General features: G+C 60.0%; 15 protein-coding genes. 11 read left to right on the forward strand and 4 right to left on the reverse strand.

Features of this window, described 5'->3' with window-relative positions:
- The first annotated feature begins 17 nt into the window (after positions 1–17).
- Genes ACI2I1_RS08600 through ACI2I1_RS08610 form a run of 3 tightly spaced genes read left to right on the forward strand, consistent with a single transcriptional unit; the run spans position 18 to position 4184 of the window.
- Positions 18–1145, forward strand: coding sequence for an HlyD family secretion protein (locus tag ACI2I1_RS08600; protein WP_054522878.1), 1128 nt, complete (start codon positions 18–20; stop codon positions 1143–1145).
- Entirely contained in the window at positions 1142–2713 is a 1572-nt protein-coding gene (locus ACI2I1_RS08605; protein ID WP_054522877.1) for an MDR family MFS transporter, read from the forward strand. The genes ACI2I1_RS08600 and ACI2I1_RS08605 overlap by 4 nt, the downstream gene beginning before the upstream one ends.
- 10 nt (positions 2714–2723) lie before the next feature.
- Positions 2724–4184, forward strand: coding sequence for an efflux transporter outer membrane subunit (locus tag ACI2I1_RS08610; protein ID WP_064305672.1), 1461 nt, complete (start codon positions 2724–2726; stop codon positions 4182–4184).
- Here ACI2I1_RS08610 and ACI2I1_RS08615 read toward each other — a convergent pair.
- The 4 genes from ACI2I1_RS08615 to ACI2I1_RS08630 all read right to left on the reverse strand — a co-directional run bounded on the left by ACI2I1_RS08615 (position 4114) and on the right by ACI2I1_RS08630 (position 10889).
- Complete coding sequence (locus ACI2I1_RS08615) at positions 4114–4608, reverse strand: hotdog fold thioesterase (protein ID WP_082379178.1); 495 nt, start codon at positions 4606–4608, stop codon at positions 4114–4116. The genes ACI2I1_RS08610 and ACI2I1_RS08615 overlap by 71 nt on opposite strands.
- Positions 4605–5510 carry an alpha/beta fold hydrolase gene (locus ACI2I1_RS08620; RefSeq protein WP_054525565.1) on the reverse strand — a complete coding sequence of 302 codons (906 nt, stop codon included), beginning with the start codon at positions 5508–5510 and terminating at the stop codon, positions 4605–4607. The genes ACI2I1_RS08615 and ACI2I1_RS08620 overlap by 4 nt, the downstream gene beginning before the upstream one ends.
- A 232-nt stretch (positions 5511–5742) precedes the next feature.
- The gene (locus tag ACI2I1_RS08625) at positions 5743–6486 is read right to left on the reverse strand and encodes a DUF4145 domain-containing protein (RefSeq protein ID WP_054522875.1); all 744 of its coding nucleotides are present in this window, start codon (positions 6484–6486) and stop codon (positions 5743–5745) included.
- 203 nt (positions 6487–6689) lie between these two features.
- The gene (locus ACI2I1_RS08630; RefSeq protein ID WP_404678776.1) at positions 6690–10889 is read right to left on the reverse strand and encodes an Eco57I restriction-modification methylase domain-containing protein; all 4200 of its coding nucleotides are present in this window, start codon (positions 10887–10889) and stop codon (positions 6690–6692) included.
- Between the two features lie 370 nt (positions 10890–11259).
- On the opposite strand from ACI2I1_RS08630, the gene ACI2I1_RS08635 reads away from it, so the two are divergent.
- From ACI2I1_RS08635 to mobF, 8 genes are all read left to right on the forward strand, one after another.
- Positions 11260–13257: an ATP-dependent endonuclease gene (locus tag ACI2I1_RS08635; protein WP_054525567.1), complete on the forward strand. Its 1998-nt coding sequence runs from the start codon at positions 11260–11262 to the stop codon at positions 13255–13257.
- Positions 13254–14930 carry a UvrD-helicase domain-containing protein gene (locus ACI2I1_RS08640; RefSeq protein WP_222823360.1) on the forward strand — a complete coding sequence of 559 codons (1677 nt, stop codon included), beginning with the start codon at positions 13254–13256 and terminating at the stop codon, positions 14928–14930. Before ACI2I1_RS08635 ends, ACI2I1_RS08640 begins: the two co-directional genes overlap by 4 nt.
- Before the next feature lie 655 nt (positions 14931–15585).
- Positions 15586–15984, forward strand: coding sequence for a single-stranded DNA-binding protein (locus ACI2I1_RS08645; RefSeq protein WP_054527752.1), 399 nt, complete (start codon positions 15586–15588; stop codon positions 15982–15984).
- Between the two features lie 124 nt (positions 15985–16108).
- Entirely contained in the window at positions 16109–16546 is a 438-nt protein-coding gene (locus ACI2I1_RS08650; RefSeq protein WP_054527753.1) for a hypothetical protein, read from the forward strand.
- A 237-nt stretch (positions 16547–16783) separates the two neighbouring features.
- Positions 16784–17005: a hypothetical protein gene (locus ACI2I1_RS08655; protein ID WP_054525571.1), complete on the forward strand. Its 222-nt coding sequence runs from the start codon at positions 16784–16786 to the stop codon at positions 17003–17005.
- 626 nt (positions 17006–17631) lie between these two features.
- Positions 17632–17961, forward strand: coding sequence for a hypothetical protein (locus tag ACI2I1_RS08660; RefSeq protein WP_404678777.1), 330 nt, complete (start codon positions 17632–17634; stop codon positions 17959–17961).
- Positions 17951–20290 (forward strand): type IV secretion system DNA-binding domain-containing protein, encoded by a 2340-nt coding sequence (locus ACI2I1_RS08665; RefSeq protein WP_404678778.1) that lies wholly within the window; start codon positions 17951–17953, stop codon positions 20288–20290. Before ACI2I1_RS08660 ends, ACI2I1_RS08665 begins: the two co-directional genes overlap by 11 nt.
- 47 nt (positions 20291–20337) lie before the next feature.
- Positions 20338–23250 (forward strand): MobF family relaxase, encoded by a 2913-nt coding sequence (gene mobF / locus ACI2I1_RS08670; RefSeq protein ID WP_404678779.1) that lies wholly within the window; start codon positions 20338–20340, stop codon positions 23248–23250.
- Positions 23251–23264 lie beyond the last annotated feature (14 nt).

Here is a 23264-nt window from a genome sequence, read left to right on the forward strand (position 1 = left end):
GCTGCCGAAAGAGTCAGATGACCGATAACTCCAACCAACCGGAGCAGGAGGGCACAACCCCAACGAAACCGCAATCGCGGCGTGGCTTGCGCATCGTGCTAATCATCGTTGGTCTTGCCGTGCTGCTTGGCGGGATCTGGTGGTACTACCGGCACGTAACCTACGGACAGTACATGCAGTCGACCGATAACGCCTATGTCGCTGCCGACAGCGTCGTTATCTCTTCCAAGGTAGCGGGATACGTCGAAGAGGTCTTCGTGGGGGAGAACGAGCAGGTTGCTCGCGGCGGAGCCCTCGTACAACTGGATTTGCGGGATTATCAGGCGCAAGCGCAACAGGCGCGCGCGCAGATCGCTGCGACCCTGGCCGGTGCCGACACAATCCGTTCTCAGGTAGCCGAACAGGATGCAGCCATTCGCCAGGCGCGGGCCCAACTCGCCGCCGCGCGCGCAGCACTGGACCTCGCGAACGACCAGGTGGCGCGATATCGGCCCCTTGCCGCGACAGGAGCCGAACCGCGGGAAAAGCTAGACCAGTATGAGGCGCAGGCGCGGCAGGCGCGGGCCGAACTCGCCGCTGCGCAGGCGGCGGTGGCTGCCGCGACCGCTCGCCGGGGGACCCTGTTCGAGCAGATCAGCCAGACCCAGGCGCAGGCGGACGCTGCCCGCGCTCAGCTGGAAACAGCCGACCTTACGGTTGAATCGACCTTGCTGCGCGCCAGCAAGGCCGGCCGCGTCGGCGATCTCTCGGTGAGGGTGGGCCAGTTCGTGCAACCGGGTCAACGTTTGATGACGGTGGTTCCGGTGAGCGCGATCTACGTGACCGCGAACTTCAAAGAAACGCAGGTCGGCCTCATCCGGGCCGGCCAGAGCGTCAGGCTCGAAGTTGACGCCCTGCCAGGCCTTGAGATCGCGGGACGAGTGGTCAGCATATCGCCGGGAACGGGCGCGGAATTTTCCATCCTCCCCCCCGAAAATGCCACCGGCAACTTTACCAAGATCGTTCAACGGATACCCGTCCGCATCGCTATCGATGCTCCCCCTGAAGTGCGGCGTCTGCTCGTTCCCGGCATGTCGGTAGTGGCTACGGTCGACACCCGGAATGCTGCCGGCGAATTGGAAGAGATCTCGAGTCGGACTCAATGACCGAGATACTGGCAGCGCAGGACACTTCGATCGGGCCGGCCGGGAGCCGAAAGAACGCAGACGTGACTGCCTGGGTCGCTGTGGCCGCGGGCGCGCTCGGCGCCATGCTCGCGACGCTGGACATATCAATCGTCAATTCCGCACTCCCCGTCATTCAGGGCGAGATCGGTGCCACAGGCGCCGAAGGCACCTGGATTGCTACGTCATTTCTCGTTGCTGAAATCGTCGTCATTCCGCTGAGCGCTTGGCTGGAACGGCTGTTCGGTCTGCGAACCCTCCTCATCATCGCTGTCAGCGCGTTCACCGCATTTTCGGTGCTATGCGGTGTAGCCACCGACCTTACGACCATGATCATCGGCCGAACGGGCCAGGGCTTCATGGGCGGAGTCCTCATTCCGACCGCAATGACTATTGTGGCTAAACGATTGCCGCCGCACCAACAGCCCATCGGAATGGCCCTGTTCGGCATGACTGTGGTTCTTGGCCCCGTGATGGGGCCATTGATCGGCGGCTGGCTGACCGAGAACCTGAGCTGGCACTATGCCTTTTTCGTCAATGTGCCAGTCTGCGCAATCCTGCTGCTCCTGCTGTTTATCGGGCTGCCTCACGAGAAGCCCAAGTGGGAATATCTCACGGACGCCGATTGGGCTGGCATTCTCGGGCTGATCCTCGGACTGGGCGGTCTGACTGTTGTACTCGAGGAAGGGCACCGTGAAGAATGGTTCGAGTCCTCACTCATTCGCTGGCTAACGGTGGTGACCATTATCGGCTTTGCCTGTTTGATTTACGGACAAGTGAAAGCACGCAAGCCGGTCTTGAAGTTGCAGCTCCTGTTCAATCGACAGTTCGCCAGCGTCGCGATCATGGCTCTCGCCCTGGGCATGGTGATGTATGGTTCAACCTACGTTATCCCCCAGTTCCTCGCGATCATCTCTGACTATAATGCTTTTCAGACGGGACTGGTCATCTTCTGGATGGGTGTCCCGGCCTTTCTCCTGATGCCGGTTCTGCCCCTGATGATCCGCAAGGTGGACATCCGCATTGCCGTCGGCACCGGAATGCTGCTGATGGCGATCAGCTGCTTTGTCAGCACGAGTCTGACCGCGGAATCCGGCGGCGCAGTCTTCACTGAAAGTCAGCTTATCCGCGGGGCCGGAATGATACTTGCGATGATGTTCCTGAATCAGGCAACGGTTGCGTCGGTGGCCAAGGAAGACGCGGGCGATGCCTCGGGCATTTTCAACGCGGCCCGCAATCTCGGTGGCTCTTTCGCTCTTTCGGCTCTGGCATCGTTCCAGGACCAGCGGATCTGGCATCATAGCCGGCGGATGGAAGAGACCCTGAATGCGAACAGCGTTTCGCTACAGGCCTATCTCGAAGGGCTGGCGCGAAACTTCGGCGGCATGGAGGGGGCGATGGCCGTCCTGAGCCGCACCCTCCAACGCGAGGCGTTCATAATGACCTACAATGATGTGTTCCTGGTTATGGGGATTCTGACCCTCGCGACGGTTCCGCTGGTCCTCTTCCTGAGGCCGCTTCCAAAAAATGTCTCCCTTTCGATGCACTGAGCCCTACACGATGCGCCACTTGCTACCTCCGCTTGTCACTATCGCCTTGCTAGCTGGATGCACGGCAGGGCCCGATTATGCAGGCCCCCCGGAAGTTATGTCAGCAGACACGGGCACTCGCTTTGTGCGCGCTGGCAGTGATGTGAGCGCATCTGATCCGGTTGTCGCTCGATGGTGGCTGCTGCTCGGCGATCCCGAGTTGACGCGGCTGGTGGAGGCTGCGCTGTCCGGCAATCCCTCGCTCGCCGCAGCGCAGGCGCGCATTGCTCAGGCACGGGCATCCATCAGGCAAGACCGTGCGGGTCGAATGCCATCGCTTGGGGCACAGGCCACCACCGTGCAGGGCCGGCTTCCTGGTCTCGACCTTCAAGGCGGGGCGCCCCCCCCGTCAGAGCAAACCAATTCCGACGCAGAAACCGATGACTCGCTCAGCTTTTACAATGTGGGCCTTAACGCCAACTGGGAGCTGGAGTTTGCCGGTGGCTCGCGCAGGCGCATTGAGGCCAGCAATGCCCAAGCTGCTGCAACGGTGGCCAATGCAGAGGACGCTAAGGTCCAGTTGACTGCCCAAGTGGCCAGCACCTACGTCAATTTGCGGGAGGCCCAATTCCGCGCAGAGCAATTTGAGGCGCAGATTTCGTTGCAGGAAGAGATCCTGGCGCTGACATACCAACGCTATCAGCGCGGTGCATTGCCGCTTTTCCCGGTAGGCACCGCGAATGCCGAACTGGAGGTGCTCAAGTCACAACTTGCCGAAGCTGAAGCGGATATCGCAGTCCTGTCTGATGCGCTCGCTATACTGACCGGACAGGTGCCGGGATCAGCTGATGCAGCGCTCACGACTGTGCGCTCCATTCCCATGCCGCCAGAGCAGGTCGCGATTGGCGATCCGGCAAGCCTGGTGGCGCGTCGGCCTGACATAAGGGCGGCCGAACGGTCTCTTGCCGCGTCGACGGCGCGGATCGGGGTGGCCGAGGCGGCGCGGTTCCCGAAATTGTCCTTCACAGGGATCCTGGGCCTCGGCGGATCCTCGTTGGACGACGTTGTCGATGTCGGCGAATTCTCCGCACTCGCGATCCCGCGCCTCCAGTGGAATTTTCTGGATTTCGGCAGGGTAGACGCTGCGATCGACCAAACCGGGGCGGCGCGCAACGAAGCAGTCGCCAATTACCAGCAGACGGTGCTTCTGGCACTGCAAGACGCCGAACGTGCCTTGGCTCGCTTCGGCCAGCAGCGTGTTGCGCTCGCTGCCAGTATGCAAATCAAGAAGCAGGCTGACGTCGCGGCGGACCTGAACCGCCAACGTTTTGCTGCAGGAGCGATCTCGAAGGCTGACCTCAACCGGGCCCTGCGAGAACAGCAGCAGGCCTCAGCAGACCTCGTCCGGGCAAAAGGCGCCCTTACGCTGGCGTGGATTGCGCTGCAGAAGTCGCTGGGCCTTGGGTGGCAAGAGCCTGTTCGAGATCAATAGTCCCGCCGCGCTGATCAATTGATCCGGTTGACGAGAAGTAGGCGCCCCTGCCGCTGGCGACCAACTTGCCGTCGGGCTCGAGAACCCGGGTTTCCGCCACCGAAATCTGTCGCCCGAGCTTCACGATCTGTCCGTGAGCAGTGAGAGGTCCTGAGGTTGCAGAACGGTGGTAATTGACATGCAGATCGGCCGTCGCTCTCGCCGCGACGCCCGCCGCAAGCAGAGTATAAAGCCCGGTGAGGTCGACCAGTGAAGCCAGGATCCCTCCATGCGCCGACCCAATCATAGGGTTCGACACGATCTCTTCGCGCCATGGCATGGTGATCGCGATTCCCTGGTCGGAGCATGTTGCAATCTCCAGCCCAAGCCATCGGTGAAACGGCGCTATATGCAGCATTTCCTGCAAGCGCTCTCGATCGATCATAGCTCCCTCGTCCCCTGTGGCTGAGCCGTATCGCGAGAGTGATGGCGCCCTAGGAAATCGACGATAGCGGCGGAAAAGGCATCGTTCGCATCGCCCACGACCATGTGCGTGGCATCGGCAATATCGGTGTATTCTGCATGGGGGACGAGTTGTCGCAGATGCAAAACGGCCTCTTCGGAAACAAGATCGCTAGAGCCGCCTCGGATGAGGTGAAGCGGAAGCGTGAGATTCGCCGCAGCTTGGCTCAGCATTGCCGATTGACGTTCTTGGCTGTCTGGGTCGCCTTGTCTGGCTGACATTATATTACGGATAAACACAGGGTCCCAGTGCCAATAGAAGCGCCCATCCGGCTTCTGCCTCAGATAGTTTTTCAGACCATCGCTCGCGCCCCGCCTGGGACGATGCGGCATGTAGCGAGCGATCACGTCGGCCGCCTCCTCTGGTGAGGCGAAGCCGCTATCGACATGCTCTTCCATGAAACCAACCACGCGCATCACACCGCTAGGCTCCATGCGCGGGGCAATGTCGACCAATGTGAGTGAAGCAAAGCTACCTGGAGCAAGCTCCCCTGCGGCAATCAGTCCGGCGAGCCCGCCCAGTGAAGCGCCGACCAGCGCTGGCTTCTGGTCCAGGCGCGACGCTGCAGCGACCAGATCCGCCGCGAAGTCGCGCATTTCATAAGCTCCGCATGGCGACCAATCGCTGTCTCCGTGACCGCGCATGTCGAAGGCGATTGCGCGAAAGCCGGCTTGAGCCAGCTCGCTGACCACCCTTCTCCACGCGCGCCGTGTCTGCCCGCCGCCGTGCGCAAGAAGGACGGGTATGGCGTAGGCATCCCCCTCAGCCTCGGCTGTAAGAGAAATTGCGCCTGCGCCCTCAATCGTAAAGGTTTCTCTCGCCATCACTGGATGGTAGGAAAGGCGCGCTAAATAGTAAACCGATTTACTTTGTGGCTCTCGGCTCCGTGTTGGCTGTCCTGCAAGTGCGTTTTAACGACGGCAAAAGTCTATTCCAAGAGGGGTTTCTCCAGACCATTCTCTAATGCACCGGCTTGCGATTCGGTCAGCAGTCGCTGTCCGCTTAATCCGCTCAAAGATATAAAAGCTGCCTTTCCGCTTCCGGCCCCAATTGTGGTCAGGGAGTAGTCTTCTTCCCAACGGCGAGCAGCCGCTCGGGTTTTGCGGGAATACTTTTCTTGATGCCTAATGCCTTCTGGCCGACGATAAAAGCGCGATGGAGGAACACCTCTAGCGATGAGAGCAGTTCGGAAACCTCCTGACTGTCGGGCTCCCAGCCGCGATGCGCAGCCGCATTACCCGCATCCGTAACAACGCCGAGGATGTCCCGCTCAGTTTGCCCGATCCACCCTCCGTTGCGCAGCTCGTTCAGTTTCTCATCAAATGTCTTGGCCGGGTCGATGCCGATGACTTCGGTTGCACGGTCCAGTGCCGTTCTGAGTCCTATCGCCGTGAGGATGTGTGCCTGGTTGTCGTGCGCTACGTACATCTGGCTCAGGATATTGCGCAGCTGGGGGTCAGCCTTTTGCATGGCGTCGAACCATACCGGCTTCGTCTTGGCCTCTGGCTTCGGATAAGTTTGTATCTCCCTCGGATGCTCATACTGCTCCTGCCCCGCCGCATCGTAGTAGTGATCGGTGTCTTCGCTGTTCCAGCTGGAAGTTTCGTAGAAGACCGTCTCGCACCCTTGACATTCGAGCAGAGAGTGGTCGACACCGCCGTTGACCGAATGGCCATATTGCTTGTCCTCCCAGTCCCAAGCCTTGTAGATCGAGCCGTGGATTTCGCAGGTGCGCTCGCCATCGCAGGTGGGACAGTGCCCCTTCTTCGTTGCGTTTGTTGCTGTTGGTGTCGTGGCCATAGAGCCCGATAGCGAGCACTGACGAACTTTTCCAACAGTGTGCGTGTAAGTCGGCGCATCCTAAGTCCGCTTTTTGGGTTTGGCCGCTCTAGAGCCGCCATTCTGCTTCCGGCCCACAGTCAGCCAATGGAGTTCGGTTGCGGAAAGGTCAGGAAGTGCGCCGGTTGCGGACTTTAGCAGTGACAGCAAAAACCTAGAGTAGTTCAGTCACCAGTGTCATCGCTTAGATCTAACCCGGGTGGAGGGGCCAGCGGCATGCGGGGCGGGGCCGTGCGCCACATGAGAGCAACTTCCTCGTCGGTCAGGCCATAGGCGCGCTCGACCATGGCAGCGAGGCTGCGCTCATGGGCCAGCAATTCGATCCGTGCCTGCCGGGCAGGCTCGGCGGTCTCGGCAAACGCTTCGCGCAGCCGACGGAGTTGGGTCGGGGTCAAGCCTTCACGTTTGGGCAGGGCGGCGCGGACCGCTGAGACAAAGCCGTCGCTGTCGAGCTTGCTGGCCTCGGAAAGGGCGGTGCTAGTAACTCTTGGGAACTCGAACCCAAGCCAGTCAGTAATGGCTCGATCCGCTTTTTCCACGATGGCGGTGTTCGTCTTAATGCACTCAACATTATCTTGGAACGCTTCCCGCTTTCCGTGTTCAAGCTGCGGAATTGGGAACTCACGGATATAAGGAATATCAAAAGCGAGCGCCTCATCCTTCTTGTGCGGGAACTTTTTGAATTGGAAATACCAGCCGATCGGTGAGTTGAGGCAGGCGACGATCCATTCATCAACGGTCGGCAGTATCAAAGCTGAGTCATTGACCATGTATTGGCCTTGGTCAGTGCAGACTTGGGCATAGAAAGCGATGCGCCGCAAAAGGACCTTCGGGCGGTCAAAATCCTCAAAGTAGTCGACAGCATCCTGAATCTCATACCAGCGATAACTTCCGGCCTTCCGACCTGGCCATTTCGCATCCTTCTTCGGAGGCTGCCAATTAGCTGGTTTGGGTTCTAGCTGTGTTCGGAAAGACTCGAGATGCCGAAGTACGCTCGGATATTCTTCAATGTCGATACCTCGCCGAGCGAAGATCATCCAGAGCCCGTTCCACTCCGGCAGCCAGCGGCCAATGTCCTGACCGCGCAGGTAGGGCTTGATGATGTCGGCTGCTTTCGGGTCATCGCCAACAAGCTGATCGCGTGTGGCGGTGTCGATCAGAAATGCCTCATTGAAGCCCGTCTTCACGCCGTAAAGCGGACTAGCCCCGGCATATTCCTCAAGCGATACGCCGCGCTCACGAATCTTCTTGAGCAGGGCGGCTACGTCTGGCGGCTCCAGCACCCATGCTTCTTCGGTCAGGTCGGAGCGTTCGGCACGATAGGTCGCGGCGTGGACTGCTGCCGACAGACCCTCACGCGGAACATCGTCACGCGGGATTACCGCAAGATCGTATTGCTCGGGCACAGCGTCTGCATCGGGCTTCTGCACTGCGATGACGCATGGAAAGACGTCGGCATCCGGGAACAAATGGCGCGCGTGGCCGAAATCGGCCAGAAATTCGACCCACACATCCTCGGCGAACATCCGCCGAAGCTTCTCTGCATAGCCAGCCTTCAACCACTTGTTGGTGACGACATAGCCCATTCGCCCGCCGGGCCTGAGCAGCTTGGTCCCCTGTTCGTAGAAATAGACGTAGAGATCGGCGGTGCCGGCATAGGTGTCGAAGGCTTTCGACAGGGCGGGCTTGATCGGGGAGATTTCTTCCTGCCGGACGTAAGGCGGGTTGCCAATGACCGCATCGAACCCGCCTGACCGACCCGAAGAGGACAAGTCGCGCCATACGCCGGGGAAGGCCACTTCCCAGTGGAAGAACCGCTGTTCAGCCGCGATTGCGCGCGCCTCGCGCACTAGGCTGTCTGCCAGCGCGCGGCGGCGATCATCGGGCCTATGGCTCGGCATCAGACTGCCTTGGACCGGCTCTGGTGCATCCAAGCTTAGCTCGGTTCGCGCGTCGGCTGCGAGCACTTCGATTTCACCGCTTGCGATCCGGCTGGGATCGCCGAAGGTTCCTTCGTGGACCAGCTTCATCGCTTCAGCCCGGTCGAACTTGCGTTCGGCTTCGCGCGCCTTGGCGACCGCGCGGTCAATCTTCGCAGATTCCTTTTCGAGCGCGACCCGCGCCTTTTCCGCCTTTGCTTCGTCGGTGCTGTCGGCCAGCGCCTTGCGCATGTCGGCGAGGCGTTTGTCACCATCCTTGCGAATGGCATCAGCCGGTTCGCGGGGTCGGCGGACATTCGTTTCCAGAACGCCCATCAGATCATCCGCCTTTGCCAGATCGAGGATCGCTTCGAGCGGAGCGCTGGCTTCGGAGACGGTGGTGAAGAGGCTTTTCGACTGGTCAACCTGAGCAATGTCGGTGTCGGTCAGCCCTTCGATCTTTTCCATCTCGCGCACGATGTTGGCGAGCGGGGCGAGGTGGCGGTTGGAAATAAGGGCACCGCGTTCTTGCATCCAGTCCATCGTCGGGCGCACCCACGCGCCAAGCACGCTGTTACCGCACCGCAAATGATGGTCGAGGAACGACAACGGCGCACCTACGGTGAAGCTGTGCAACCAGAGCGCGACCTTGGCGAGCTCCACGGCCATCGGGTTGAGATCGACCCCGTGGACGCAGCGCTTGAGTACCATGCGGCGCACGATATGGCGGTCATCCAGCTGGTCTTCGACGATCGGCCAGTAATGCTCCCGCGCGTTGGCGACGATCCCCTCTCGCAACTCGGCAATGAGCTTCACGAGAGGAGAAGTATAATCGCCCTCGGCCATGCTTTCGGCATCGCCGACTGCGGTCAAGACCTTGTCCGAAAGCCAATCGACCAAGCTGACGAGGAAATGCCCGCTTCCCATTGCGGGGTCGACGATGCGGAGCGAAAGCAGTGCCATGGCCGGATCGTGTGCGCGAAGGTCATCACCCTTTGCGCCGCTTGCTAGAGCGGCTTCGAATGCCTCGCGCTTCTCTTCGACGACCGGGCCGACCGTTTTTTCGATGATCAGCGATACGAGCGGTTCTGGTGTGTAATACGAACCCGAGCGGTGCCGTGCCTCGTTGTCCGAGCGCGGTCGGACGGTCCCGGTTTCCTCGATCTCGACACCGTATTCGAGGATCGATTCATAGATCGAGCCGAGCTGCTGAACCGAAAGGTCGCGGTAGTTGATGTAGCGAAGCCGCCCTTCTTCCTCGCGGTGTGAGAGCGGTAATATAGCCTTGGCTAGCGTCTCGTCCGACAGCTTGATGCGACTGAGTAGCGAATTGCCTTCCGCTGCGAACAGGCCGCCGTTGTAGGGCGGAATGCCAAGATCATCGTCGCCTTCGGAAATTGCGCCGAAAATTGTCTCGAGGCGCGACCAGTAGGCAGTGCTGCGGGCGAGCTGTGCTTGCCTTTGCACATGCCGTTCCTTGATCTCCTCTCGAAGACGGGTCAGGCAATAGTCCGCGTAGGGACCGCGCTCGTCGGGGAGCAGATTCCGATCTTCGGCATAAAGCACAAACAATAGACGATAGAGAAGGAACATGGCCGCTTGGCGAACCTGCTCGGCGTAGCCATCATCGAGCGTCTCGGGGCGATCCGGGTCTGCCAACGAGATGGCAGTAATCAGTTCGGGAAAGACGGTTTCGAACACCGTATCTGCCAGATCCTTGCGGACCCTTTCCTCCCACCGGCGCGCATCCTCGATCGCGATCAGGTGAAAGCTGCGGCCCTGCTCGCTCGGACGAAACGCTTCGCGACCAAAAATCAGCACGAACAATCGGAATGCGTAATCTGGATCGATCGGTTCGTCGAGTAGATCCGGTTCGCATCCGGGCAGACCAAAGACCTTGCCCAGGTCAATTTCGAAGAAGTCCTCAGCGACAGAAAGAGCGTTTTGGTAGTAGAGCCGCCAGTGCCGTCCGTTAGTCAGAATGCCCCACGGCATCTTTCCATCTGCCACGACGGCAGCGCGGCGCAGATAATGCATGATTTGGGTCGACGGAACACCCTGGTCGCCTTGCCCTTCGCGATCGAGCGGGCGGTTCCAGCGCTTCGCTTCGACAAGAGCAGCGCCATGACGGAAGCGTTGCCATGGCTCGAGTGTCTTCGCCTTTTCTGCGGCGTCGCCATCGGCGAAAAGCAAGGCATCGGGAACGTCCTTGCGTCCCTTTGTCGTCATGTTCTGTTGAACGGATTTGTGTTGCCAGCCCAGCAATTCGAGCAGCGGATAAATAAGTTGGTCTTCGGTTTCTGCTTCGGTTGGCTTCTTGTGGCCTGAATGTTCATGCAGCAAATGCTGGGCGCTTTCGTAGAGCTGCTCAACTTCACTAATTTCGAGATTCTGCCACTCAGGGGATTCGGTGACCCCTTGCTTCAGCCAATCACGAGTGAACAATGCGCCTTGGAACACTAAGACCCTCCATACCTTGAGTGGAGTAGCCGAACTTACATCGACTTACACCCAAACTGTGATTGTCATGCACAATGAACGACCGCGTCCCACGCCCAAGGTCTGCCTCGAAGCCCAGAGGAAAGGAGCCCGAGCGGGATATGCCACGCCTTGGACCGAAAGCGGACCGTAGCCAGGTGACCCGTTTAGCGATCAGTGCACCGCGCTCGCCGGCTGATCACGGAATTCATCAAGCCACCCGGGATCGAGTGACAGGCGATTCCGGTTCAATTCGATAGCAAACTACTTCCCCCTTGTGTCAGGATGGCCCTACAGTCACCTTCGAGATCTTCGAGCCATTTGAGATAATGACCGCATGCGCCTTGAGAACATTAAGATCCGAAACTTCAGGTTGCTGCGCCGACTCTCAATCGATCTCGCCCAGGACAAAACGACGACCATTTTGGTGGGGCCGAACAATAGCGGGAAAACCTCAGTAATGGAGGCTCTCCGGCTGTTTATCGGGCAAGGAGCCGAGGCTCCTAAAATCTCCTTCCACGACCTCTCTCAGCTTCGCCACCGGGACCTGAAGCGGATCGAGCGAAAGGTTGCGGCTGAAGCTGATCCAGAAAAGAAGATTGAGCTGCTTAGGCGGCTTACACCGCGTATGCGGCTCGATCTGACCTTTTCCTATGGCGAAGATCCCGCCGACCTCGTTGCAGCCACCAAGCTTTTGATGGACCTTACGCCTGGCACAAGCAGAGTGCGCATGCGGATCGACTATCGACTGGAGAACGCGAAAAAGCTTCTCGACGAGTTTGGGGCCAGGCCTCGCAAAGACGTCTCGCTGTGCGACTATCTGAAAGAGACGTTTAGAGATCATTTCAAACGCGTTTTCTTCAAAGTGTCCCCTGACGGCAAAGAAGTGGAACAACTCGAAGACGGCAATTTGCTGAAATCCCTACTGCGCATCGACATCGTGCCCGCTCAGCGGCACGTCGATGACGATGAGGGAAGCCGGTCCGCGAAGCTCTCAAAACTTCTCCACGATCATTACGAACGCTTCTATCGGGTCGATGACGCTGCCGGTTATCAAGCGATCGAAGATGCACTCACGGCGAGCGCAGGCGACCTTACGGGGATGTACGGCAAAGCCTTTGGCCGTTTGACGAAGCGCCTTCAGAGTTTTGGCTATCCGCCAGGCCAAAAAGCGCCGGACCTGAGGGTACGTGCTGAACTGAGCGCAGAAACAATTTACCGTGACAATGCGCGAATATATTATGCCAGCGAACACGCCGAAAAAGAAGGAGTAATGGAGGAGTTCGAGCTGCCCGAAAAATATAACGGGCTCGGCTACAAAAACCTGATTTACATTGTCCTGCAGCTGGAGTCCTTCCGCGCTGCGATCGACGCGACGATGGGCGACAAGCCGCGCGTTCATATAATCGCGATTGAAGAACCCGAGGCGCACCTGCACCCGCAGATGCAGACGGTTTTCATCAGCGAGATTTCGAAGGTTTTGGAAACGGACGGAGGGACGACAGCACAAGTTCTGCTCTCCACACACTCGTCCCACATGATCGCTCATTCTGAGTTCGAGCCCGTGCGCTATTTCCGCAGGGTTGGCCGTCAGGTCGTCATGCAGGACCTTTCGCAGCTACCGCTGCCACCACACAACCCCGACCTTCTCGACTTCCTGCGCCGCTATGTTCGACTGACTCATTGCGATCTGTTTTTCGCGGACAAGGCCATCTTCGTGGAAGGCCAGGTCGAGCGGCTGCTGCTCCCAATGATGATTGAGGAGCAAGCCAAGGTGGCTGGCTGCGAGACGCTCGGAAGTCAGTATGTCAGCATTTCTGAGGTGGGCGGGGGGCACGCCCATAAGTTTAAGCCGATCATCGACTTTCTTGGCATTCCGAGCCTGATCATTACCGACCTGGACTCGGTCGATGACGGAGGAAAAAAATGCCCGGTCGCGACGGGGAAAAGCACTAGCAACGCCTGTCTCCGCAAATGGATTCCCGAGAAGGAAACCGTCGAAGAATTGCAAGCCTGCGATAATGCGGCCAAGACGCAAGGCTGCATTCGGGTTGCCTATCAGGTCACCCAGGACGGGCATTGTGGTCGTTCATTCGAGGAAGCATTCATCTACGCCAACATCACTTGGCTGACTGACAATCATGCCAAGCTCAGCACGACTAAGGCTGCCGTCAAGAAAGCGATAGACGCAGGCCTGACAGCACAAGCGTGGGAGTTGAGCGGCAAGCTCGGGAAGGTCGATTTCGCCCTCGATCTGATGGGCGCACCAGGCTGGGAGATTCCCCTCTATATTCAACAAGGCCTCCAATGGCTGGCCGAGCATCCCGCAAAATGATGACGGAAGCGGACGAAAAAATCCTGGATTGTCTGCACACGCGACAGAGCTTCCTGATCGACGCCGGGGCGGGCTCGGGCAAAACATCGTCCCTCATTCGCGCTCTTGATTTCATTCGAGGACCGGACCGTTCGAGCGTTATCGGGGAAGGCCAGCGTGTGGCCTGCATTACTTTCACGAATGTAGCAAAGAATGAGATCATCGAGCGTACAGAGCACGACCCCTTGTTTGTGGTCTCAACGATCCACGACTTCTTATGGGCCTCGATCAAAAACTTTCAGAAAGAGCTGAGGCCCGCCCTTCTTGCGTTCAATGACCGGTTGCCTGCAAGCAGCCGCAGAAAGCAAGATCAGGAGGAATTGGCAGAAGCTTTAAAGACGGTACCGACGATCGCCTACTCCGATCGCGGCGCAAACTTCTTGGAAGGCCGAATTTTTCACGACGACCTTTTGGGCGTGGCTCACATTATGTTCCACGACCATCCGCTTTTATCGAAAGTGGTCGCCGCTCGATTCCCGTTCATATTTGTAGACGAATACCAGGACACTGATCCGCTGGTTGTCTCCGCCCTGTTGGATCATCTTCTTAAGACAGAGCATCCCCCGCTGATCGGTTTCTTTGGCGACAAGATGCAGAACATCTATTCGGGAGGGGTCGGCGAATTGTCGGCCGATCAGCAGGCACAGCTGGTTCAAATCAAGAAGGAGGAGAACTATCGGTGCTCCAAGGCGGTGATCGACGTTCTCAACAAGGTCCGAACTGACATTCAGCAGGAGCCAGCGGGTGCCAATTTACCGGGGGGCGCGGTGTATGTCAGTCTCACCGGCACGGCTCCGGACGCGGACATTGCCGAACTCGCCGTCCAGAAAGCGCAGGATGTCTTCGGCTGGAGTGTACAGGGCGAGTTGAAGGTTCTATTCCTCACTCACCGCCTTATCGCCCGCAAGGCCGGATATGCCGATCTATTGGCAGCCTTCGCCAGTCGGGGAAGCTTTGCGCAAGATAAGTTTCAGAGCGGCGAAGACCCGATTGCAGCCTTCTTCCTTAAAAAAGTCGAGCCATTTATTACTGCTTGGCGTGAAGGGCGGGTGGGGCGCGCTATCAGTTCATTGAAGGAACGCCCGATCCCGATCGCGGGGGCAGCCGAGAAGGCGCGAGTGAAGGCGGCCCTAGATGACCTCATCAAACTAATTGATGCCGGAGGAACGATTGAAGCAATCTTAATGCATCTGCGGGCAGCGCAATTGGTCACACTCCTTGATGACTTGGAAGCGGCCGTGGCAGGCCCTGTGGTGGCTGCCGAGGCAGGATCGCCCGAGGCAGCGCATCAGGCCTTTCTGGATCTTCTTCTGGCGGTGCCCTATCTGGAAGTCAGTCGTTACCGCGCCGTGCTGGAAAACAGCATGCCGTTCTCAACCAAACACGGCGTGAAAGGCGATGAATTTCAGAACGTGATCGTGGTTTTGGATGACGCTGGCGCGAACTGGAACCAATACTCGTTTGGCAAGCTGCTGGCAGGAACCGACACCAGCGAAAGCCGGGAGCGGAGAACCCGCCACCTCTTCTATGTTTGTTGCTCGCGCGCCAAAGACAAGCTGATTGTGGCTGACCTCGGGGTTGGGGCCCAGGCCAAAATCGAGGCGCTTTTCGGGGCCAGCGCGGTAGCCATGTGATCAAGTGGCAGCGCATGTTGGACAGGCCGCTAGTACGAGCCCCAGGTCATCGTTGAACTATGCAGCGATGCGCGTGCCAACCGCGACTTCCGATTCACCAGCAGCGACGGCGTTTTGATCCTGCTCCTGCACTGCGGTCCATCGGCCCGACGGACGACCACTTTTAAGGACGATGCGAGCCATGTCGAAAGGCTACCTAGAGGGCGCAGTACGGACTTATCTGCCTCAAATTACGCTGCCGCTGAGCACTTTGCCCTGTGATCGTTCCTGCACATGTTCGGGTCAGCCCCCGATCTCGATGTGGCGTTCGAGAACGAGCAAGACCGAGAAGCAGCCTGCAACTTCATGGATCTCCTGGAGGCATCGGAGGGCGATGGCGTTAGCTGATTGCAGGAAAGGTCAAGTGAGCCTGCAGACCCACACCCGATACCCATCCGGCTTTAGTCGCGAACAGTCCTGAACCAGGTCAGCTGAGGACGGCAACCCGTTCCTTTCCGGCCGTGTTGGCAGCTGCGCTGCCTGCCCGCACCACCCGTCATGAACAGGTTTCCCTTGGAGCTTTGCCCCTGCGGTGCAGTCCTCCCATGCCCTGCTTCTTCTGGATGTTCGCAAGCCGGAGATGGTCTCCGGTTTAAGGAACTGAAGGACTACCATCATGACCAATATCGCCATCATTACCGGCCGCATCGCCCGCGATCCCGACACCCGCGAGACCAAGGGCGGCACCAATGTCACCGGGATCACTGTCGTCACCGATCGCCCTGCGCGGGACAAGGACGGCAAGACCTACAAGGACGAGAACGGCTACACCGCCAAGGAAAGCGAGTTCCACCGGGTTACCTGCTTCAACGGCCTCGCCAAGACCGTCGGCCAGTACTGTTCCAAGGGCCAGCTGGTCAGTGTTCAGGGCCGCATCCACTACACCCAGTGGGAGGACAAGGACGGGGGCACGCGCTACGGCACCGAGATCCTCGCCGACAAGGTCGACTTCCTCTCGCGCGGCAACGGCAGCGGTGACGATCACGACAACCAGGACGCTCCCGAGATCGACTGAACTCTCACCTCGATCTCGCCTCCCGAAGGGGTCCTGTCCCAGCCGGACAGGGCCCCTTCCTCGCGTATGGAACGCCGAAGAACTTTCAGTAATCGTTTGCAAAAGCGGTGCTACGAAGAGCGCCATGACTGACCAGGCGATCGTTTGCTATCCGGGTGAGGCCGCGACTGCAGCCGAGGTTGTGGCACTTGCAAATGAGTATCGGATCGCGGCCCAGCTTCTCGTGCAGAATGGACGGCCCGGAGAACCCAGGTCGCGGGCGCCGTTTCGCATGGTCGCGATTCATGCGGTCGAGCTTTACCTCAACGCATTCCTTCTCCGATCGGGTCACAGCGCGGGCGAGGTCCGGGGTCTCCAGCACAACCTCGCGGCAAGGGCGGACCTCGCAGTCGAGCTTGGGCTGGTGCTGCGGAAGCGGACGCGGGAACACCTGCATGCCATGTCGCAGTCGCGCGAATTTCTTGTGACGCGATACGTGCCCAGCGGGACCAGCCTATCGGAGATCAACCGCCTGCAGGCGACGCTGACAGAGGTCGCGCAGAAGGTCTCGGGAGCTATCTAGCTTGGGACCGGAGGGGAGGGGCCTGGCTCACGTTCTCCCATTCTGATGGCCGTGCAACAGGCGCGTCAAGGACGGCAGGGTCCCACCATTTTGACTCCCCTTCGCTACGCTACGGTCCGACAAAATCGTTACCCCTACCGCCGCTTCGCGGTCGCCCAAGTGGGCGATCCCTGACCCGCCGGCCGCACGCCCATCCGTCCTGCTCCTGCCGTCAACGGCAGACATCAGGAGGATACAATGGCTTCAATTGCTCGGATCAATTCGAACTCGGAACGCTACTTTGCCGCGCTGGCTGTGGCAGAGCGTCGGGCGTTGCACAGCTTCTTCGATCAGCATATCGTTGAGGACCGAGAACTCGGATACTTTGCTTTGGATGAGGGTGACTACAACGCGCTTCCTGCGCATCTTGCAGCGCGCGTGGTGCATACGGTTCATGGGGCAATGCTCGATGAGTTCTGACCGTAGGATCAGGGCGGGGACCGGGAACGGTTCCTGCCTTTTTTCTTGTTCGCAGGGTTAGGAGAGATGGGTATTCCCGATCGTTCTGCACCTCATCTCCATTCGATCTTGGGACAGTCCGGTGATGGCTATCTGGTCCCTATGATCCTCTCAAACGACCGGGCAATTGGCCCGCCTGGGGAATGACCCGCCGAGGGGGATTCTCACATAACTAAGGCCAGTTGGTAGCCCACCGGCATTTTCGCCCTGAATCTCGCTTTTCCCTACGAGGACACAATTGCTCGCGCTCCAAGAATAAGGATTAGAATTCAACCCATTGAACGGAACTCAGGGCCTCCTGAAAAGCCCCGCACACATTGGAACTTGACAGGCACACCGGACGCAGTGGGTGCTGCAAGGGAAGGCGCTGAATTGCCTCGCGAATTCACTGCAATTCGCTTGTGGCATCTTCTGTGCCGGATGCGGTCCAGTTCATCGTCTGTCCGTGCCGAGTCGGCACAGATCCATCTAGCCTGCTGAAAAGCTATGTGAATTTTCCGTTTTCCTACACCCTTGGCGGCGGCCTAGAGTGGCACTTGCCTTTCGAAGGGTGAGCCAGGTTCTTTGAACACAAGGAACTTGGAAAAATGCAAAGACACCACCGGTTCGTGACCTATGTCACGCCCCTGATCGCCGAATGGATCAGGAAACAATCCGACGAGCGCAGGGTCAGCGCGAGCATCGTCATAGGCGACTGCATTTTCGATGCCTGGCACCGCGCGACCGAGGCCGATCTGAGGACCCCGGCGACCGATCCGGTGCGCCAGAATATCTTCATCACGGTCGCGCTCGACGCCTTGCTGACGCACCATCCGCAGGCCGATCTGCGCGAGAAGACGGTCACAGCCTATCAGCGTCGGTTGGAGCGTCTGGGTATCGCTGCACCCCGTGCACAAGGAGGCGACGATGAAGCATAATCTCGTCAACTTCACCCGTGGCAGCCAGCTCCTTGGCCACTTCGGTTTCATGTTTGCGGCGGGTCTCAAGGGACCGCTCATCGTCACCGTTCTGGTCGCCCTGGGCCTCGTTTACTGGAAAGTGAGCGGAGCGCTCGACGACCATCAGGTCTACCTCCTGTGGATGCATATCTATGCTTCGGCCTATGGCTTCATGGAGTTCGATCCTGACAAGCTCATGAACCTCAAGCTGGCCGATGGCAGCATGGTTGCCTTCCCCATTTCGGTGGTCACCGATTATCCGCCAATGCGCGAGGCAGTTGCGCTTTTCCGGTCGACAGCTGTCGGCGCGCTCTGGCTTGCCGCACTCATCCTTGCCCCCCTTTTCCTGCTCTTCTGGTGGGTCGCCGAGCGCTTCGGTGAGCACTCGAAACAGAAGAAGCACGTGCGCGGCGCGGAGCTTGCAACCCTTACAGAACTGAAGCGCGAGATCGAACGGCACAACCGCGATGCGCGCTCGCGCGAATACGGCGAAACGATGGGCTGGAAATGGCGGCTCGCCGGCTCCACTTACCTTCGCGATGCAGGCTTCTATGCTCCCGCGCAACTTGCCCGGGTGAGCTGGCCATGGCGGCTCGAGCAGAGCCATGCGATGCTGGTCGGCACCACCGGAACCGGCAAGACGGTGGTGCTCACCGAGCTGGCCAACGAGATCCGTCAGCGGGGCGAGCGAGCGGTCATCTTCGACCTCACCGGGGCCTTCGTCGAGACCTTCTACGATCCTGAACGCGACATCATCCTGAACCCGCTCGACGCGCGTTGTCCGGCCTGGAGCGTGTTCAACGACTGCACGACCCGCGCAGAATTCCATGCGGCTGCGGAGTCCCTGGTTCCTCATGATGGTGGCGGCGCCGAACAGTTCTGGGTGCTCGCCGCGCGCACCCTGTTCGTCGAGACCTGCCTCAAGCTCGCCGAGGCGGGACGGGGGACCAATGCCGCGCTCGCGCACGAATTGATGAACGCCGATCTCTCCGACCTGCACCAGCTTCTCGAAGACACGATGGCGGGACCGATCAGCACGCCGAGCGCGGCGCGCATGGCGGAATCGGTGCGCGCGGTGTTCAACGTCAACGCGAAGGCATTGCAGATGTTGCCCGAGGACGGGACACCCTTCTCGGTCCGCGAATGGGTGAACGGGGCAGGCAAACCGGGCTCGATCCTGTTCCTCTCGGCGCGCTACATCGACATGAGCGTGCTCTCGCAGCTGCTTACCCTGTGGCTCGACACCTCGATCAACACTCTGATGGCAGGCGAGCGTTCGCGCGACCTCAGGCTGTGGTTCCTGATCGACGAGCTGGGCGCGCTGCATCGCCTTCCTTCGCTCGAGAAAGGCCTCCAGACCGCGCGCAATTTCGGGGGCGCGATCGTCACCGGCATCCATGCCTTTGCCAAGCTCAAGGACGTCTACGGTGAGAACATGGCGATGACGCTGTCCTCGCTTGCCCGCACCAAGCTGATCCTCGGCACCGCCGACCGCGAAACCGCCACCTGGTGTTCCGATGTCATCGGTCACCGCGAGGTGCGCGAAATGGAGGAAGGCTACAGCTACGGCTACAACAACGCCCGCGATGCGGTCAGCCTGACGCCGCGGCGGCAGGTGGTCCCGCTGCTGCTCCCGGACGAGCTGATGAGGCTCAAAAACCTCCACGGCTTTATCAAGTTTCCGGAAGGATTTCCCGCAGCGCCAGTCGTCCTCCGCCCGCGCAATTGGCCCCGGGTAGCGGAAGGATTTATCGCCCGGGAGATCCCCAAGACGACCAAGAAGGCGGCGTCCGCAGGCGGCGAAGCGGGAAACGGTTCAGAGCCGACCGGAGCTTCGGAAACGAGCGACAATGACGGTGATCCGCGCCGGATGAAGGACAAAAACGATCCCTCCGCTCGCCCTGCAAGGAGGCCCCGCAAGGACCAGCACAAGGAACGTGGCCGGGTTCGCCAGTCCACAAAGACCGAGCAGGCACGGCCGGAACGAACTAAGGCGCGTAACCCTCGCGATCGAGGACAAAGGAGCGCGCTTCCTGCCCAACCTCGGCCAGCGCAGTCCGAGCTTCCCTTGTCCGGCAAGGCCGAAGAGGATCGCGACAAGCAACAGGAGACTGCACAGTCGCGACGGTCCGACGTTCCCGATCCTGCGGCCCAACAGCGAGCACAGGACGCCCGCGGCAAGGCCGACCAGAAGATGCAAGAGGAGCAGCAGAAATCGCTCCTGGGCGGCGCTGCGAAGCAAGGACGCAGCGCTGACGACGGCCATGACCACGACCATGACCTAGGAGATTACGATCCCGATATGTGACGCCGACTAGGGGAGGGGGGAGGGCTCGCGAAAGGTGATCTTGCCCCATGCTTTCCGTCGCCAATGTCCGCTCGCCATCGGCAGCGGCAAGCTACTTCGCCTCGGACAATTATTACGCCAGCGCCGATGCCGATCGCTCGGGTCAGTGGATCGGCGATGGCGCAAAACGCCTTGGTCTTGAGGGCAAGGTCGAGGCCAAGGCGTTCGACGCGCTGTTGCGCGGTGAGCTGCCCGATAATAGCAGCGTCGGCAATCCCGGCCAGGCACACCGACCGGGCACCGATCTCACCTTTTCGGTCCCCAAGAGCTGGTCGCTGCTGGCACTCGTCGGGAAGGACGAACGGATTATTGCCGCCTACCGCGAAGCTGTCGTCGAGGCGTTGCACTGGGCCGAGAAGAACGCGGCCGAGACGCGGATCGTCGAGAAGGGCAAGGTGGTGACGCTAGCGACCGGCAATCTCGCCATCGGCCTGTTCCAGCACGACACCAACCGCAACAAGGAACCCAATCTTCATTTCCACGCGGTGATCGCCAACGTCACGCAAGGCAAGGACGGCAAGTGGCGCACGCTCAAGAATGATCGGCTCTGGCAGCTCAATACCACGCTCAATTCGATCGCTATGGCGCGCTTTCGGGTTGCGATCGAGAAGCTCGGCTACGAGCCGGGACCGGTGCTGAAGCACGGCAATTTCGAGGCGCGCGGGATTTCGCGCGAGCAGGTGATGGCGTTCTCGACCCGCCGCAAGGAAGTGATTGAGGCGCGGCGCGGTCCGGGTCTTGAAGCCGGCCGCATCGCTGCGCTCGACACCCGCGCGAGCAAGGAAGGGATTGAAGACCGAGCGACCCTGAGTAAGCAATGGAGCGAGGCTGCGCAATCGATCGGGCTTGATCTGATGCCACTGGTCGATCGAGCCCGGACCAGGGCCCTTGGACAGAGCATGGAAGCCACGCGGATCGGTTCTCTGGTCGAGCGCGGGCGGGCGTGGCTCAGCCGCTTTGCCGCGCATGTCAGGGGCGATCCCGCCGATCCCCTGGTACCGGCGTCGGTGCTGAAGCAGGACCGCCAGACCATCGCTGCAGCGCAGGCTGTCGCCTCGGCGGTGCGGCATCTCTCGCAGCGCGAAGCGGCCTTCGAGCGCACCGCGCTCTACAAGGCCGCGCTAGATTTCGGGCTGCCGACTACGATTGCCGATATCGAGAAGCGGACCCAGGCTTTGGTGCGTTCAGGTGACCTGATTGCCGGCAAGGGCGAGCACAAGAACTGTCTCGCATCGCGCGATGCGGTAGCGACCGAACAACGGATCCTGTCCGAAGTCGCAGCTGGTAAGGGCGACAGCTCGCCGACGATCATCCCCCAGAAATCCGCCGCATCTGTCCAAACGGCCGCGCTGACGGGGCAGGGGTTCCGCCTCAACGAGGGGCAATTGGCGGCGGCGCAGCTGATCCTCACATCGAAGGATCGCACGATCGCGGTCCAGGGCATCGCGGGGGCCGGGAAGAGTAGCGTGTTGAAGCCCGTCGCAGAAGTGCTGCGCGATGAAGGACACCCGGTCATCGGCCTCGCGATTCAGAACACGCTCGTCCAGATGCTTGAGCGTGACACCGGGATCGGCTCGCAGACGCTGGCACGCTTTCTCGGAGGCTGGACAAGGTTGCTCGACGATCCGGGCAATGTCGCATTGCGCGCCGAGGCGCAGGCGAGCCTCAAGGACCATGTGCTGGTGCTCGACGAGGCTTCGATGGTCTCGAACGAGGACAAGGAGAACCTCGTTCGCCTTGCCAACCTGGCAGGCGTTCATCGCCTTGTGCTAATGGGAGACCGTAAGCAGCTGGGTGCGGTCGACGCGGGCAAGCCGTTCGCGCTGCTTCAGCGGGCAGGGATTGCGCGGGCAGAGATGACTACGAACTTGCGAGCCCGAGACCCGATCGTGCGCGAAGCGCAGGCGGCGGCGCAGGCAGGCGACGTGCGCAAGGCACTTCGCCATCTGAAGTCGCACACCGTCGAGGCCAAGGGCGATGGCGCACTGGTCGCCGCTGAAACCTGGCTTGCGCTCGACAAGGAAACCCGCGCGCGGACTTCGATTTACGCTTCTGGACGCGCAATTCGTTCAGCGGTCAACGCAGCGGTCCAGCACGGCCTTCTCACCAGTCGCGAGATCGGTCCTGCCAAGATGAAGCTGGAGGTCCTCGACCGCGTGAACGCGACCCGGGAAGAGCTACGACACCTTCCAGCCTACCGGGCGGGCCGGGTGCTCGAGGTCTGCAGGAAGCAGCAGGCCCTCGGCCTTTCCGTAGGTGAGTACCGCGTCATCGGGCAGGACCGGAAAGGGAAGCTGGTCGAGGTCGAGGACAAGCGTGGCAAGCGGTTCCGGTTCGATCCGGCGCGGATCAAAACGGGGAATGGTGGCGACAATCTCACCCTGCTTGAGCCGCGCAAGCTCGAAATCCACGAGGGTGACCGGATCCGCTGGACCCGCAATGATCACCGGCGCGGCCTGTTCAACGCCGACCAGGCAAGGGTAGTCGCAATTGCGGACGGAAAGGTCACCTTCGAAACCTCCAAGAGTGGGCAGGTCGAGCTCAAGAAGGACGACCCGATGCTCAAGCGGATTGACCTCGCCTATGCACTCAACGCTCACATGGCGCAGGGCCTGACATCGGATCGCGGTATCGCGGTGATGGACAGCCGCGAGCACAACCTGTCGAACCAGAAGACGTTTCTGGTGACGGTCACGAGGCTGCGCGATCACCTCACACTGGTGGTCGACAGTGCGGAAAAGCTCGGAGCGGCAGTTGCCCGAACCAAGGGCGAGAAGGCCTCCGCCCTCGAGGTCACGGCAGGGGTAAAGTCGACCGAAGAGAATGGTGGCGGGAAGATTCAGCCGAAACCGGAGGAGGCAAACAAGGCCGAGAAGGAGCTCACCCGGAGCAAGAGCAAGACGCTGGATTTTGGAATCTGAATGGCCGGTTTGCG

The sequence above is a fragment of the Qipengyuania sp. NPDC077563 genome, assembly GCF_044901345.1.
In the GTDB taxonomy this organism is placed as follows: domain Bacteria; phylum Pseudomonadota; class Alphaproteobacteria; order Sphingomonadales; family Sphingomonadaceae; genus Qipengyuania; species Qipengyuania aestuarii.

Excerpts from the sequence above, each read along its gene's own strand:
- ACI2I1_RS08660 (WP_404678777.1), top strand. The coding sequence starts at position 17,632 with ATGCAAAGACACCACCGGTTCGTGACCTATGTCACGCCCCTGATCGCC.
- ACI2I1_RS08655 (WP_054525571.1), top strand. The coding sequence starts at position 16,784 with ATGGCTTCAATTGCTCGGATCAATTCGAACTCGGAACGCTACTTTGCC.
- ACI2I1_RS08645 (WP_054527752.1), top strand. The coding sequence starts at position 15,586 with ATGACCAATATCGCCATCATTACCGGCCGCATCGCCCGCGATCCCGAC.
- ACI2I1_RS08665 (WP_404678778.1), top strand. The coding sequence starts at position 17,951 with ATGAAGCATAATCTCGTCAACTTCACCCGTGGCAGCCAGCTCCTTGGC.
- ACI2I1_RS08615 (WP_082379178.1), bottom strand. The coding sequence starts at position 4,608 with ATGATCGATCGAGAGCGCTTGCAGGAAATGCTGCATATAGCGCCGTTT.
- ACI2I1_RS08640 (WP_222823360.1), top strand. The coding sequence starts at position 13,254 with ATGATGACGGAAGCGGACGAAAAAATCCTGGATTGTCTGCACACGCGA.
- ACI2I1_RS08620 (WP_054525565.1), bottom strand. The coding sequence starts at position 5,510 with ATGGCGAGAGAAACCTTTACGATTGAGGGCGCAGGCGCAATTTCTCTT.
- ACI2I1_RS08635 (WP_054525567.1), top strand. The coding sequence starts at position 11,260 with ATGCGCCTTGAGAACATTAAGATCCGAAACTTCAGGTTGCTGCGCCGA.
- mobF (WP_404678779.1), top strand. The coding sequence starts at position 20,338 with ATGCTTTCCGTCGCCAATGTCCGCTCGCCATCGGCAGCGGCAAGCTAC.
- ACI2I1_RS08625 (WP_054522875.1), bottom strand. The coding sequence starts at position 6,486 with ATGGCCACGACACCAACAGCAACAAACGCAACGAAGAAGGGGCACTGT.
- ACI2I1_RS08650 (WP_054527753.1), top strand. The coding sequence starts at position 16,109 with ATGACTGACCAGGCGATCGTTTGCTATCCGGGTGAGGCCGCGACTGCA.
- ACI2I1_RS08605 (WP_054522877.1), top strand. The coding sequence starts at position 1,142 with ATGACCGAGATACTGGCAGCGCAGGACACTTCGATCGGGCCGGCCGGG.
- ACI2I1_RS08600 (WP_054522878.1), top strand. The coding sequence starts at position 18 with ATGACCGATAACTCCAACCAACCGGAGCAGGAGGGCACAACCCCAACG.
- ACI2I1_RS08610 (WP_064305672.1), top strand. The coding sequence starts at position 2,724 with ATGCGCCACTTGCTACCTCCGCTTGTCACTATCGCCTTGCTAGCTGGA.